This is a genomic window from Paenibacillus sp. FSL A5-0031 (assembly GCF_001956295.1).
GTDB lineage: Bacteria > Bacillota > Bacilli > Paenibacillales > Paenibacillaceae > Pristimantibacillus.
This window is the reverse complement of sequence record NZ_MRTD01000003.1, coordinates 288,265-301,308: the sequence shown is the minus strand read 5'-3', so window position 1 is coordinate 301,308 and position 13,044 is coordinate 288,265. Positions and strand designations below refer to the sequence as shown.

The 13,044-nt window shown below is 45.3% G+C and carries 14 protein-coding genes; 1 reads left to right on the top strand and 13 read right to left on the bottom strand.

The features are described from left to right. From BK120_RS07610 to prmA, 3 genes are all read right to left on the bottom strand, one after another. Positions 1–777 carry an RsmE family RNA methyltransferase gene (locus tag BK120_RS07610; RefSeq protein WP_076267065.1) on the bottom strand — a complete coding sequence of 259 codons (777 nt, stop codon included), beginning with the start codon at positions 775–777 and terminating at the stop codon, positions 1–3. Between the two features lie 111 nt (positions 778–888). Continuing rightward, the gene (locus BK120_RS07605; protein ID WP_076266879.1) at positions 889–1,563 is read right to left on the bottom strand and encodes a site-2 protease family protein; all 675 of its coding nucleotides are present in this window, start codon (positions 1,561–1,563) and stop codon (positions 889–891) included. Further along, the gene (gene prmA / locus BK120_RS07600; RefSeq protein WP_076266878.1) at positions 1,563–2,561 is read right to left on the bottom strand and encodes a 50S ribosomal protein L11 methyltransferase; all 999 of its coding nucleotides are present in this window, start codon (positions 2,559–2,561) and stop codon (positions 1,563–1,565) included. Before prmA ends, BK120_RS07605 begins: the two co-directional genes overlap by 1 nt. Before the next feature lie 230 nt (positions 2,562–2,791). On the opposite strand from prmA, the gene BK120_RS07595 reads away from it, so the two are divergent. Continuing rightward, the gene (locus BK120_RS07595) at positions 2,792–3,061 is read left to right on the top strand and encodes a TetR/AcrR family transcriptional regulator (protein ID WP_076266877.1); all 270 of its coding nucleotides are present in this window, start codon (positions 2,792–2,794) and stop codon (positions 3,059–3,061) included. A gap of 235 nt (positions 3,062–3,296) precedes the next feature. On the opposite strand, the gene BK120_RS07590 is transcribed toward BK120_RS07595, so the two are convergent. From BK120_RS07590 to lepA, 10 genes are all read right to left on the bottom strand, one after another. Next, a complete protein-coding gene (locus BK120_RS07590) occupies positions 3,297–3,503 on the bottom strand; it encodes a hypothetical protein (protein ID WP_076266876.1) in 207 nt (68 codons plus the stop codon). Then, positions 3,503–3,670: a YfhD family protein gene (locus tag BK120_RS07585; protein ID WP_076266875.1), complete on the bottom strand. Its 168-nt coding sequence runs from the start codon at positions 3,668–3,670 to the stop codon at positions 3,503–3,505. The genes BK120_RS07590 and BK120_RS07585 overlap by 1 nt, the downstream gene beginning before the upstream one ends. A gap of 110 nt (positions 3,671–3,780) precedes the next feature. Further along, positions 3,781–4,911, bottom strand: coding sequence for a molecular chaperone DnaJ (gene dnaJ, locus BK120_RS07580; RefSeq protein ID WP_076266874.1), 1,131 nt, complete (start codon positions 4,909–4,911; stop codon positions 3,781–3,783). A 99-nt stretch (positions 4,912–5,010) separates the two neighbouring features. Further along, positions 5,011–6,843 (bottom strand): molecular chaperone DnaK, encoded by a 1,833-nt coding sequence (gene dnaK, locus BK120_RS07575; protein ID WP_076266873.1) that lies wholly within the window; start codon positions 6,841–6,843, stop codon positions 5,011–5,013. An 83-nt stretch (positions 6,844–6,926) separates the two neighbouring features. Next, complete coding sequence (gene grpE / locus BK120_RS07570) at positions 6,927–7,487, bottom strand: nucleotide exchange factor GrpE (protein ID WP_076266872.1); 561 nt, start codon at positions 7,485–7,487, stop codon at positions 6,927–6,929. Between the two features lie 52 nt (positions 7,488–7,539). Further along, a complete protein-coding gene (gene hrcA / locus BK120_RS07565) occupies positions 7,540–8,565 on the bottom strand; it encodes a heat-inducible transcriptional repressor HrcA (protein ID WP_076266871.1) in 1,026 nt (341 codons plus the stop codon). A gap of 261 nt (positions 8,566–8,826) precedes the next feature. After that, positions 8,827–9,102, bottom strand: coding sequence for a hypothetical protein (locus tag BK120_RS07560; RefSeq protein WP_076266870.1), 276 nt, complete (start codon positions 9,100–9,102; stop codon positions 8,827–8,829). 199 nt (positions 9,103–9,301) lie between these two features. Then, on the bottom strand, positions 9,302–9,772 hold the full coding sequence (locus BK120_RS07555; RefSeq protein ID WP_076266869.1) for an N-acetyltransferase: 471 nt from the start codon (positions 9,770–9,772) through the stop codon (positions 9,302–9,304). Positions 9,773–9,855: 83 nt separating this feature from the next. After that, the gene (gene hemW / locus BK120_RS07550) at positions 9,856–11,025 is read right to left on the bottom strand and encodes a radical SAM family heme chaperone HemW (RefSeq protein WP_483874403.1); all 1,170 of its coding nucleotides are present in this window, start codon (positions 11,023–11,025) and stop codon (positions 9,856–9,858) included. A gap of 145 nt (positions 11,026–11,170) precedes the next feature. Next, positions 11,171–12,988, bottom strand: coding sequence for a translation elongation factor 4 (gene lepA, locus BK120_RS07545; RefSeq protein ID WP_076266867.1), 1,818 nt, complete (start codon positions 12,986–12,988; stop codon positions 11,171–11,173). Positions 12,989–13,044: the final 56 nt, after the last annotated feature.

Genomic DNA, 13,044 nt, shown 5'->3' with positions numbered 1-13,044 from the left:
TTACGCTCCTCCCATTTCTCCGGATTCATATAATAAGCAGGTTAATCCTACGATGCCCGCTGTTTCCGTTCGTAATATTCTTCTGCCTAATCCAACCAGCACAGCACCAGCTGCTTCTGCCTCGTCCGCTTCACGATCCGTGAAGCCGCCCTCAGAACCAATAATGAGCAGCACTTTCGGCGAGCTCACTTCGCCTTCTTGTTCGGTCCATTCGTTAATCGCTGTGCGAACGCCTCTGCCATGGGCAAGATGTCCTTCACGCTCATAACAAAATAAAACCAAATCGTAATTGGACATAGACTTTATGAGCTCACGCCAGCTATGCAGCGGCTCAATCGCCGGAACACGGTTGCGATGTGCCTGCTCTGCCGCTTCCTTCGCAATTTTACTCCATCGCTCTATGCGCTTTGCTTCCTTCTTTGCATCATATTGAACGACCATGCGCTCGGACTGAAAGGGAACAAATGCATAAGCGCCGATCTCTGTTCCTTTCTGTATCACAAGCTCCATTTTGTCGCCCTTAGGCAAGCTCTGAGCGAGCGTTATTGCCCATTTCGGCTCACTATCGTTGCCTAGCATCTCAACAATTTCTGCTGTTACGAGTGTTGCAGATGCTTCAAGCACAGCGACAAGCGCCGTGCGCGACTCCCCATCGCTGACAATAAACTTATCGCCTGGCTTCGTGCGCATAACCCTTGCGGCGTGATGCGCATCGTCGCCGATTAGGCGGATTTCAGAGTCGCTAAATTGCTCCGCCGCTATGAAATATCGTTGCATGATCTTTTTCCAACCACCCTTAAACAAATTCCATCCTTCATAATAACATGTTTGTATTCACTAAATCTATCAGAAACCGTTGCCAGCAGCCTGCGAGCGGCCGCCTAGCCTCTATAAGAAAATCTGGTAAACCCACGCAAACGTATTATTCATTAAATCTGCGCCTAACCCAAGTACAGGATCAAGTGTTACTTTACGAAGCGGCGGAATAAATACGATTAATAAAAAGATAAACATTCCCCACTGCACATTTTGATCCATCTTGTAACGAAGCTTTAGCGGCAACAGATCTGCGATGATCCGGTAGCCGTCAAGCGGAGGAAGCGGAATAAGGTTAAAAATAAACAATAAATAATTATACCAAATAAAATAATCAAAAAATCGATGTACAGCTGCATCCACACCGACAGATGCTCCGCTTAAAATATCTGAAGCCAAAATCGCAACATAAATAAAAATGCTTATCGTACCCATGAGCAAATTGCTTAACGGTCCTACTGCGGTCACTACAATGCTCATCATTCTCGGACTTTTGAATTTGCTTGGATTTACCGGTACGGGCTTCGCCCATCCAAATCCGGCAATAAGAATCAACAGCGTCCCTAGCACATCCAAATGCACACGCGGATTTAGGGTTACACGCCCAGCATTATAAGCAGTATCATCACCAAATTTATAAGCGCTGTAAGCATGAGCGAACTCATGCACGGTAAATGCGATAATTAAAGCCAATACGATAAATGGCAAATCCTCCAGCGGAAATCGCAAAAAGCTTTGCAAGTCCATTAAATCACCTGTGGCTTTCTCGCTACGATTGCGATCCAATCCTCATCGCGGCGCTTCTCAATAATTTCAAATCCATGACGAATTAATCCTTCTTCTACATCGGTTTCTTTATTTTTGTAAATGCCGGAAGCAATATAAATTCCGTTGGGTTTTAATGCAGCATATACATCGTCCACAAACATCAGGATGATTTCTGCCAAAATATTAGCAACAACAAGATCTACAGGCACGGTAACTCTGAAAGCGCCATTCGCAGCTGCTTGTTCTCCTCCAGCAGATTCTTCCTTAATTACACCAAGCAAATCGCTAAGCCGCACTTCAACTTTCTCGGAAAGATTGTTTAGCGACACGTTCTCTTTGGCACTGGAAACAGCGACGGGATCAAGGTCAACCGCAAGTACGCTCTTCGCGCCCAGCAGACAAGCTCCAATAGCGAGTATTCCCGAGCCTGTGCCGACATCAATGACTTCTTCTCCGCCACGAATGACAGACTCGAGCGTCTGCAGACACAAGGAGGTGGTAGGGTGTGTCCCTGTTCCAAAAGCCATTCCTGGATCCAGCTCGATTATGCGCTCATCCGGACCTGCTTCATACTCTTCCCAAGTTGGCTTAATCGTTAACTTATCTGAAATGCGAATCGGCTTGAAATATTGCTTCCATGCAGTAGCCCAATCCTCATCATCTACAGTTGCAACGATATATTCTACAGTTCCGGGATCAATTTCAAATTCACGAAGCTCTTCGACACGAGGTCTAATCGCTGCAACTAGCGCATCGGTATCGGTGTCTTCTCCAAAATAGCCCTTGATGATCGCTTGGCCTTCTGGAATATCGTTAAGCGGCGTTTCGTACCATTGTCCAAATGATGTATCACGCTGTTTGCTGAGTGTACCCGATTCTTCAATGGATACGCCTCCTGCTCCCATCTCATGCAAAAAGTTGGATATCATCTCTTGCGCCTCTTCAGTTGTAGAAATTGTAAGTTCAAACCATTTCATATGTAATATCCTCCAATGCCAATCGTAAACGGCTATCGCCGACCGCGGTCGACTAGACAAACGTTTCGCTTTAAAAACCTAACATCTATTGTACACCAGAGTAGTGCCTTTGCACAAAAAAATGACACAAGAGACCGACGGCTGTATTTATACTACAATCGTTACGGAATCTAGAAGAGTATAATTACAATTCCAGCAAGCTTTTTATCGTCGGGAGGTTTACTGCAATTATGTCACCTAGAAATATTGAAAAAGATCAGATGCTGCGTGTTGAGGGGCAGCGCCAAATACTAGAAGCAGCGATGCATGTTATAGCACGGCGAGGATTGCCAGCAACCAAGATAGCTGATATTGCTGCAACGGCCGGCATTAGCGTTGGCAACGTTTATAAATATTTTCGCTCAAAAGAGGACATATTCCAAACGCTGGTAGAAAGCGGCCAAAAAGAATACAGAGAGTTGATGTTGACGAAGCTTTGCTGCTTGGCACAAGAATCATAACGATGCAAGGCGCCCCTGGCAGAATTGAACTGGATTTAGCAAATCCGCTAACGAAACGAGCTGAACATTCACTGCGGTTCGAAAGCATAGCAAGTATAGCGAATGGCGTGACATTCTCGTCCAATCGCTGCGCCCTGCACAGCTGGAGCTTCTAGAAGCAGCTCATATCATATTTAATGGTTCAAACGAATAAAAGGGACTGAAGGCTATACTAGCCCACAGTCCCTTTTTATGTTTAAGTAATAATTGTATTTGCGTTGCCGCCCATTTGTTTAATAAGATGAAGCGCGCGTTCGGCGACTTCATCATCTATGGTTGCCGTCAGCAATCCACTGTCAAGCAACCCATTCACTTCAATTGCACGCAGCGCTTGAAGCTTCCGCATCGTCTCCTGAGCAGCACCCTCACCCTCGAAGGTCGCTTGGATTTCAATATGGCTCATTATGCCTGCTCGTTGCGCTCATCAGCTGCAGCTGCACGCTGAGCAGCTTTGCGATCCGCTTCGTCAGCAAGCTCTTCAGAAAATTCCACATCTTCGTTTTCGCCTACAGGCAGGTTGCCAAAGTTTGTTTTCTCCAAGCTGTTATTGTTGTTGTTATTGTTTGTCATCGTATTAGTTCCCTCCGGTTGTGTGTTGATGTATGGTTTTCCTACCCGAATAGAGTATGTTAATCCCCCCCATTCTATACAGCCGTGGGAAGAAAAAAAGACGTGCCGGGTTATTCACCGCGGAACGCCTTTTTCATTTTTTCGAATATAGATTCATGATGTTCTTGATCATTCGATACGGAATCGCCGCTTAGCCCGCCAAACTGACGAAGCAGGTCCTTCTGATCATCCGTCAAGCTCGTTGGTGTTACGATAGTAACCTTCACATGCTGATCGCCTTGACCATATCCACGAAGCTTAGGAACACCCTTGCCTTTGAGTCTGAAGTAAGTGCCTGTTTGTGTGCCAGCTGGCACCTTGAGCTTCACTTTCTCCGTTAACGTAGGAATCTCAATTTCATCGCCAAGAGCTGCTTGCACGAATGTAAGCGGAACTTCGCAATAAATATCATCGCCTTCACGTTCGAAAAACTCATGCGGCTTCACACGGATAACAATATACAAGTCGCCCGCAGGACCGCCGCGAAGACCGCCCTCACCTTCGCCAGACATACGGATTTGAGCTCCGTCATCTACGCCGGCTGGAATACGGATGTTGATTTTGCGTTGACGCTTCACTTTACCCGCGCCATGGCAAGTTGTACATTTATCTTTTATTACGCGGCCTGTGCCGCTGCAATTCGTACAAGCACGACGGTTGACCATACGGCCAAATGGCGTATTTTGAACAACCTCCTGCTGTCCGCTGCCCTTACAAACCGAACAGCTCTCCGGCTTCGTACCCGGCTTAGCTCCATCACCATGACAGGTATCGCAAGTTTCTGTTCTAGGAATCGTAATTTCAGTTTCTTTGCCGAATACCGCTTCCTTAAACTCAACTGTCATTGTATATTGCAGGTCATTGCCGCGCTGCGGTGCGTTCGGATCACGACGACCGCCTCCGCCGCCAAAAAACATGTCGAAAATATCGCCGAAGCCTCCGCCGAAATCAGCCCCGCCTCCGCCGCCCATACCTTGGTTTGGATCAACATGGCCGAACCGGTCATACGTTGAACGTTTTCCATCGTCACTTAGTACATCGTAAGCTTCTTTAACTTCCTTGAACTTCGTTTCTGCATCTGCAGCTTTATTTACATCGGGATGATATTGACGTGCTAGCTGACGGTATGATTTTTTAATATCGTCTGCTGAAGCATCCTTGCCAACACCAAGAACCTCATAATAATCGCGTTTGCTTGCCACCTGTTCTCACCTCCGCTATATATCCTATGATTCCTCTATAAGCACGAAAGGAGGTCAAAGCCAGGTAGCGCCTGTCTTTGACCTCTCGCTCGCTACACTTTATTTATTATCGTCAACCACTTCATAGTCAGCGTCTACTACATTGTCTTTGCCTTTTGCAGCGCCGCCAGCTTCTGGGCCAGCACCTTCAGCTGCTTGTGAAGCTTGCTCATAAAGCTTAACTGAAAGCTGTTGAACGATTTCAGTCAGCTCTTCAGCTGCTGCATTGATTTGTTCAAGATCGTCTGTTGCAAGTGCTGCAACTACTTTCTCTTTTGCAGCGTTAGCTTTTTCGATTTCAGCAGCATCAACTTTATCGCCAAGATCTTTAATTGTTTTGTCAACGGAGTAAACCAATTGGTCAGCGCTGTTTTTCGCTTCAACAAGGTCACGACGTTTGCGATCTTCTTCAGCGTTAAGCTCAGCGTCTTTCATCATTTGGTTGATTTCATCATCGCTCAGGCCGCTTGAAGATGTAATCGTAATTTTTTGGCTCTTGCCTGTTCCTTTATCAAGAGCAGACACGTTTACGATACCGTTCGCATCGATGTCGAAAGTAACTTCGATTTGCGGAACGCCGCGTGGTGCAAGAGGAATATCGTTCAATGTGAAACGACCAAGCGTTTTGTTGCCTGCCGCCATCGAGCGCTCACCTTGCAAGACGTGAATTTCAACGCCCGGTTGATTGTCCGCATATGTGGAGTACACTTGCGATTTACTTGTAGGAATTGTAGTGTTACGATCGATCATCTTAGTGAACACGCCGCCAGCTGTTTCAATACCAAGCGACAATGGAGTAACGTCAAGCAATACAACGTCTTTCACATCGCCAGTCAATACGCCCGCTTGTACAGCTGCGCCAAGAGCTACAACCTCATCCGGGTTAACCCCTTTATGCGGTTCTTTGCCGATCAATTTTTTAACTGCTTCTTGTACCGCTGGAATACGAGTCGATCCGCCCACGAGTACAACTTTATCGATATCGCTTGGGGACATTCCTGCATCGCTAAGCGCTTGACGAGTAGGTCCAAGCGTACGCTCTACAAGGGAAGCTGCAAGCTCTTCAAATTTCGCGCGAGTAAGGCTAAGCTCCAAATGCTGAGGAACGCCGTCAACCATTGTAATGAACGGAAGAGAGATAGCTGAAGTCAATACGCCGGAAAGTTCTTTTTTCGCTTTCTCAGCAGCATCTTTCAAACGTTGAACAGCTGATTTATCTTTGGAAAGATCAATGCCTTGCTCTTTCTTGAATTCAGCAACAAGGTGATCGATGACAACTTGGTCAAAGTCATCTCCGCCTAGTTTGTTGTCGCCGCTTGTTGCTTTAACTTCGAAGAAGCCATCGCCAAGCTCAAGAATGGAAACGTCAAATGTACCGCCGCCAAGGTCATAAACAAGAATCGTTTGATCTTCTGTTTTCTCAAGGCCGTATGCTAGTGCTGCAGCTGTTGGCTCGTTGACAATACGAAGAACTTCAAGACCAGCAATTTTACCAGCATCTTTAGTCGCTTGACGTTGGCTGTCATTGAAATAAGCAGGAACCGTAATAACGGCTTGCGTTACCGTTTGACCCAAGTAAGCTTCAGCATCAGCTTTCAATTTTTGCAAAATGATTGCAGAAATCTCTTGTGGTGTGTAATCTTTATCGTCAATTTTTTCTTTGTGGTTCGTACCAATGTGGCGTTTAATCGAGCTAATTGTACGATCAGGGTTTGTGATCGCTTGACGTTTTGCTGTTTCACCAACAACACGCTCGCCGTCTTTCTTAAAACCTACTACGGAAGGAGTTGTGCGGTTGCCTTCCGGGTTAGGAATAACAACTGCTTCTCCGCCCTCCATTACTGCTACGCAAGAGTTTGTTGTACCAAGGTCAATACCAATTACTTTACTCATAGCTATAGTTCCTCCTACAATTTTTATATTTTATCCTAATAACAGCTTGCTTTGTCTCATTTATCGAGAAAAAGTTTTACCGTTTAACTGCTTACTTTAACCATCGCTGGACGCAATACCTTGTCTTTCAAGATATAGCCCTTCTGAACTTCCTCAACAATGATACCCTCTTCATGCTCATCGGAATCTACTGTCATAATCGCTTGATGGAATTCAGGGTTAAAAGGCTCGCCAACTACGTTCATAGCTTTGAGGCCTTCCTGCTCAAGTGTTGACTCGAGCTGACGGAAAATCATGTCTACACCCTTCGCAAGTGATTCAAAATCACCATTAACGGATGCGGCTGCTACAGCGCGCTCAAAATTATCTACAACCGGAAGCAGTTGACCGATCAGCTTCATCGATGCGTACTGTCCGAGTTCTTCTTTTTCTTTCATTGTACGACGGCGGAAGTTATCGAAATCCGCTTGTGCGCGCAAGAAGCGCTGCTCTTTCTCCTCAGCCAGCTTCACAAGCTCCGCATAACGCGAATCTTCTTCCACAACCTCGTTTACAGTATCCTCGCTTGCTTGATCTGATTGCTCAGCAGATACCACTTCTTCTACAGCCTCGGCTGCCTCATTATGTTGTTCTTTCGTACTCATGCAATCACCTCCTAAAAAAGTTTACGAAGTAAACTTGGCAAAATATCATTAATTACTTATACCAGCGGCCAAGAAGAACCGCCATATCCTTGGATATAATATCCAACAAACTAATGACTTTGCCGTATTCCATTCGCGTTGGTCCTAGAATGCCGATCGTTCCCAGCGATTGGCCATCAATGGCATAGGTTGCTGTGATAAGACTGCAATCGCTAATTGCCTTATGGTCATTTTCTGTCCCGATACGTACTTGTATACCTGACGGAAGGCCGGAAAACATTTTCATTATGGCTGGTGTCTCATCAAGCAAATCCAAAATCGTTTTTACTTTGTCTACATCCTTGAATTCAGGCTGTGTCAGCATATTGGTTGTTCCGCCTAAGAAGATTCGGTGCTCATCCTCATTCTGCAATGCATGATCCAGTACCTGCAGCAGCTGTTCATAGTGATCAACATGCCTCTCAAGCTCTTGCCCAACTTCAGTGTAAAGCTTCGACCTTAGACGAATCAGCGGAACGCCAACCAATCTCGTGTTTAAAATGTTAACGACCTTTTCCATATCGTCCATTTTCAGGCCGTCAGGAATTGAAATCGTCCGATTTTCAACATGTCCGGTGTTCGTCACAATAATAGCAACTGCTGATGTTTGATCAAGCGGCACAAGGCCAAAATGCTTAAGCGATGTGCTGAACATTTCAGGTCCAAGCAAAATAGATGTGTAATTGGTTAAATTGGAGAGAATCATCGCCGTTTGTTGAATAACCTGCTCCATTTGATTCATTTTGTCCGTTACGAACGAGCGAACCACACCAATGTCTTTCTCATCCACTTCGCTAAGCTTTATTAAATGGTCGACATAATAACGGTAACCTTTCGTTGATGGAACACGCCCTGCTGACGTGTGCGGCTGCTCTAAGAAGCCCAGCTCCTCCAAATCCGCCATTTCATTGCGAATGGTTGCCGGACTAAAGCCTACGTCGCCGCGCTTCGAAATACTGCGTGAGCCTACTGGTTCAGCCGAGCGAATATAATCATCCACTATTGCATGTAAAATCATCCGTTGTCTCTCCGTCAGCATTCGAATTCCCCCTACGTAAATGTCAAATCCGATATTTCGATGTACCTTCGTTAGCACTCAATCCGATCGAGTGCTAATCATTACTACAAAAATACCAAACCAGCTTGTCGATTGTCAAGTCAGTTCGGCATTTTTCATGCGCCTAATTCAATTTAAACATCTTATAAACGATTTAATCACACAAGGAAACTCCGCTGTGGCTTAAAGAAAAGCCGCTTTGCCAGCAATATATGTTGGCATAGCGGCTTATTCTACAAACAATTACACTTTATGAACTCTTCCTGCTTCATCTGTTGCAAACTTTTCTCTTCTCACGCGATTTTCACCTTGGTATAGCTCTACAATACGATAAGGTGAAACGGAGTCATCTATAATAACTTTCCAGCCATTTGTATTTAGCAAAGCGAACAGTTCATCGTAACCCATTGCTTTAAAACCATAAAACCCGCTAAATCCTGCCCATTTCTTCAAAAGCACTGTCGTTACATGCTTTAGCTTATCCTCTACTGCTACGATTTGATCTTTTTTTTGGCTCATTTTTATTTCTCCTCTATATGACAATAAACATCTACCTTGACTATATACCAAAACGCGCAGCATTACTATCAACGAGTTCGGACAAACTAACATATTAGTTGAATGAAACAAAAAAACCACTTACCCAATAGTCCTAATGCAAGCGCTAAAGGAGAGTGGTTTATTTTCAATAAAAGAAGATGCGTTCAGAAAATGTGCTTTAATTCAGCATTCTCAGAACAGCTATTTCATCGCAAGCAAGCTGCTTTGGACAGTTGATGCAATCCTTCCAAACCTTTTCGGGGAAAATTTCCTTATCAACGACCTTGAAGCCATTTTTCTCAAAAAAGGAAACGGCATAAGTTAAAGCCATCACCTTCGGAATTTGCTGCTCTCTAGCCTGCTCGATCAACGCTTCTACCAGCTTGCTGCCGATCCCTACGCCCTTGTAGCCATCCGACATGCCAAGCGAGCGAATCTCAACCAATTCTTTCCCTAGCCGCAGCAGTGAACCGCAGCCGACAACTTCTTCCCCAATTTCCGCGACGACGAATGTATCTATCATATATTCGAGCGCTTCCCGAGTGCGAGGCAGCATAATGCCTTGCTCTGCATAACCTTTAATTAATTCAAACAATGTCTCAATATCATTAGACGTTGCTTTTCGACATACGACCTGTACTGCCTGCATTTGTGCATTCGCCTCCACCCGGTGCAAGATCAAAATCAATATGAATAAATATACACCACAACGAATTTTTTCTCAAGAGTATTTTAGCCGTTATATCCGATAAAAGCACCAAAAACTTCGTTCCCGAGAAGCACACCTTTGTCAGTCAACCGATAAATGATATCGTCTTCTGTTTGCTCAGCTTCCAGCAGGCCATCCTTCATTAATTTATGAATAACATCACCGAACTTGTCCTCCAGCTTCTGGCCTTCGAATTGATTCGAGAAACGTGATGCCGGAACTCCGCTTAGCAGCCTGAGCCCAACCATCATTAAATCCTCCATCGCTTCAGCCTCAGTAACTTCAAACGTTTCAAGGCGCGGAAGCTTGCTTGATGCCGCATCGATATACGGTGTAATCCCTTTTAAATTAACATGACGCATGCGATTGACATAGCCATGCGCGCCCGCTCCGAGGCCGTAATACGGCTCATTGCGCCAGTAAGTGGAATTATGGCGGCTTTCATAACCTGGTTCGGCGAAATTGCTAATCTCATAGTGTCCGTATCCATTTTGTTTCAACATGTCCATTAGCAAAATAAACATATTAAACTCTTCTTCCTCTGGAGGCAAAGGCAGCTCGTTGCGCTCATAGAGCTTATGGAACAACGTATTTTCTTCTACTTTTAGACTGTAGATGGAGTAATGTGGCAATCCCAGCTCCATCGCTTTGTTCACACTGTCTCTTAACAGCTCAACCGTTTGACCTGGCAGGCCAAACATCAAATCGATGGATAAGTTAGTAAATCCAACTTTGCGTGCATTCTCGATACTGCGATATACATCGTCTACGCTATGAATGCGGCCAATACGCTCCAGCAATCCATTATCAAAGGATTGAACTCCAAAGCTTATCCGGTTCACGCCGCCTTCCTTCATAGCTGTCAGCTTGTCTATGTCCGTTGTGCCTGGATTCGCTTCCATCGTAAATTCCACATCTGGAGCAAGCGGGAAATAAGTGCGTACTGCTTTTAGAAATCTTTCCATTTGCGGAGGAGTCAGTACGGTAGGCGTACCTCCACCAACAAAAACAGTATCAATTTCTACTGGCGGCCATTCCGCAACGGTACGCTGCATTTCTTGCTCAAGCGCATCGAGATACTGATCAACAGGCTGTCCCTTTAGTACATAGGAAGTGAAATCGCAATAATGACATTTATTCGTGCAAAAAGGGATGTGTATATATAAAGCGCGTGGTGATTGCGTCATGTTCATCGTTAACATTCTCCTTCAAGCGTAAACGGATGGCACTGCATTAGAGCGGCAGGCTCACGTCCCGCGTTGAAATATAAGTCGGTAAATACAGTTCACTTAAAATAGAAAAGAGGGAGAGCTGCGCCCTCCCTCATCCTCGTACGTTTTAATCCTCGCCGATTTTGAGTACCGCCATGAACGCTTCCTGCGGCACCTCTACACTACCTACTTGCTTCATCCGCTTCTTGCCTTCCTTCTGCTTCTCAAGCAGCTTCCGCTTCCGGCTAATGTCACCGCCGTAGCATTTGGCAAGAACGTTTTTACGCATTGCTTTTACTGTCTCACGCGATATGATTTTGTTGCCGATAGATGCTTGAATCGGCACCTCGAACATTTGACGCGGAATAAGTTCCTTCAGCTTTTCACAAATAACCTTGCCGCGTTGGTAAGCACGATCGCGGTGGACAATGACAGACAAAGCATCAACCTGTTCATTGTTAAGCATGATGTCCATTTTGACCAGATTGGATCTGCGGTAGCCGGATATCTCGTAATCGAACGATGCATAACCCTTCGTGCTTGATTTCAACTGATCGAAGAAATCATACACAATTTCTGACAAAGGTAATTGATACGTAAGCGTTACACGATTCAAATCCAAATATTCCATATTCACGAACTCGCCCCGCTTGTTCTGGCAAAGCTCCATAATTGCGCCGACATAGTCGTTTGGTACAATGATAGCAGCCTTAACGAAAGGCTCTTCTACGAAGTCAAGCTTGCCTGCTTCAGGATAGTTCGATGGATTATCAATCTCCATCGTTTCGCCATTTGTCAGTGTAATTTTGTAAATTACGCTCGGTGCTGTCGTAATAAGCGGGATGTTGAATTCCCGTTCAATCCGTTCTTGAATAATTTCCATATGAAGCAAGCCAAGAAATCCACAGCGGTAACCAAAACCCAAAGCAGTTGATGATTCCGGCTCATATTTGAGTGATGCATCGTTAAGCTCCAGCTTCTCAAGCGCATCACGCAAGTCATTATAGTCCTGTGTCTCGATTGGATAAAGTCCGCAGAATACCATCGGGTTAATCTGACGATAGCCTGGCAGACGTTCAGGTGCAGGTTTCTTCGCATCCGTAATTGTATCACCGACACGCGTGTCCTTCACGTTCTTGATGCCCGCAACGACAAAACCAACATCACCGACCGCAAGCTCCTTCACGATCGCCATGTTCGGCATGAATGCCCCAACCTCGATGACCTCGAATTCTGCTCCCGTTGCCATAAACTTAATTTTATTGCCTGCTTTGATGCTTCCATCCATAACTCGTACATAAACGATTACGCCTTTGTAGGGATCATAATGGGAGTCAAAAATAAGCGCTTTAAGCGGCTGATCTGGATCTCCTTCTGGTGAAGGCATCTTCGTAACAACCTGCTCCAGTATTTCCTTAATGCCGATTCCCGCTTTTGCGGAAGCAAGTACCGCGTCGCTGGCGTCCAATCCAATGACATCTTCGATTTCCTGCTTTACCCGTTCAGGCTCCGCACTTGGCAAATCGATCTTGTTAATAACAGGTACGATCTCCAAATTGTTGTCTAACGCCAAGTATACGTTAGCCAGCGTTTGAGCTTCAATGCCTTGCGCAGCATCAACAACGAGCAAAGCACCTTCACAAGCAGCGAGACTGCGTGAAACCTCGTATGTAAAGTCGACGTGTCCAGGCGTGTCAATCAAATTGAGTATATACTCGATCCCGTCATCTGCCTTATATGCCAAGCGTACCGCTTGCAGCTTGATGGTAATTCCGCGTTCCCGCTCCAAATCCATTTTGTCAAGAACCTGCTCTTGCATCTCGCGAGATGTCAAAGCGCCGGTAAATTCTAAGATCCGGTCAGCAAGCGTAGACTTTCCGTGGTCTATATGCGCGATAATGGAAAAATTCCTAATTCTCTTTTGTCGGTCACGTACGTCAGTCATGCCTAACCCCCACAATTTCCAATAATGCTAATCATTCCTCCTATTATATCAGTTAA

Bases quoted from the DNA above. Each gene is read 5' to 3' on its own strand.
- BK120_RS07610 (WP_076267065.1), bottom strand. From the start codon at position 777: ATGCAACGATATTTCATAGCGGCGGAGCAATTTAGCGACTCTGAAATC.
- BK120_RS07605 (WP_076266879.1), bottom strand. From the start codon at position 1,563: ATGGACTTGCAAAGCTTTTTGCGATTTCCGCTGGAGGATTTGCCATTT.
- prmA (WP_076266878.1), bottom strand. From the start codon at position 2,561: ATGAAATGGTTTGAACTTACAATTTCTACAACTGAAGAGGCGCAAGAG.
- BK120_RS07595 (WP_076266877.1), top strand. From the start codon at position 2,792: ATGTCACCTAGAAATATTGAAAAAGATCAGATGCTGCGTGTTGAGGGG.
- BK120_RS07590 (WP_076266876.1), bottom strand. From the start codon at position 3,503: ATGAGCCATATTGAAATCCAAGCGACCTTCGAGGGTGAGGGTGCTGCT.
- BK120_RS07585 (WP_076266875.1), bottom strand. From the start codon at position 3,670: ATGACAAACAATAACAACAACAATAACAGCTTGGAGAAAACAAACTTT.
- dnaK (WP_076266873.1), bottom strand. From the start codon at position 6,843: ATGAGTAAAGTAATTGGTATTGACCTTGGTACAACAAACTCTTGCGTA.
- grpE (WP_076266872.1), bottom strand. From the start codon at position 7,487: ATGAGTACGAAAGAACAACATAATGAGGCAGCCGAGGCTGTAGAAGAA.
- hrcA (WP_076266871.1), bottom strand. From the start codon at position 8,565: ATGCTGACGGAGAGACAACGGATGATTTTACATGCAATAGTGGATGAT.
- BK120_RS07560 (WP_076266870.1), bottom strand. From the start codon at position 9,102: ATGAGCCAAAAAAAAGATCAAATCGTAGCAGTAGAGGATAAGCTAAAG.
- BK120_RS07555 (WP_076266869.1), bottom strand. From the start codon at position 9,772: ATGCAGGCAGTACAGGTCGTATGTCGAAAAGCAACGTCTAATGATATT.
- hemW (WP_483874403.1), bottom strand. From the start codon at position 11,025: ATGAACATGACGCAATCACCACGCGCTTTATATATACACATCCCTTTT.
- lepA (WP_076266867.1), bottom strand. From the start codon at position 12,988: ATGACTGACGTACGTGACCGACAAAAGAGAATTAGGAATTTTTCCATT.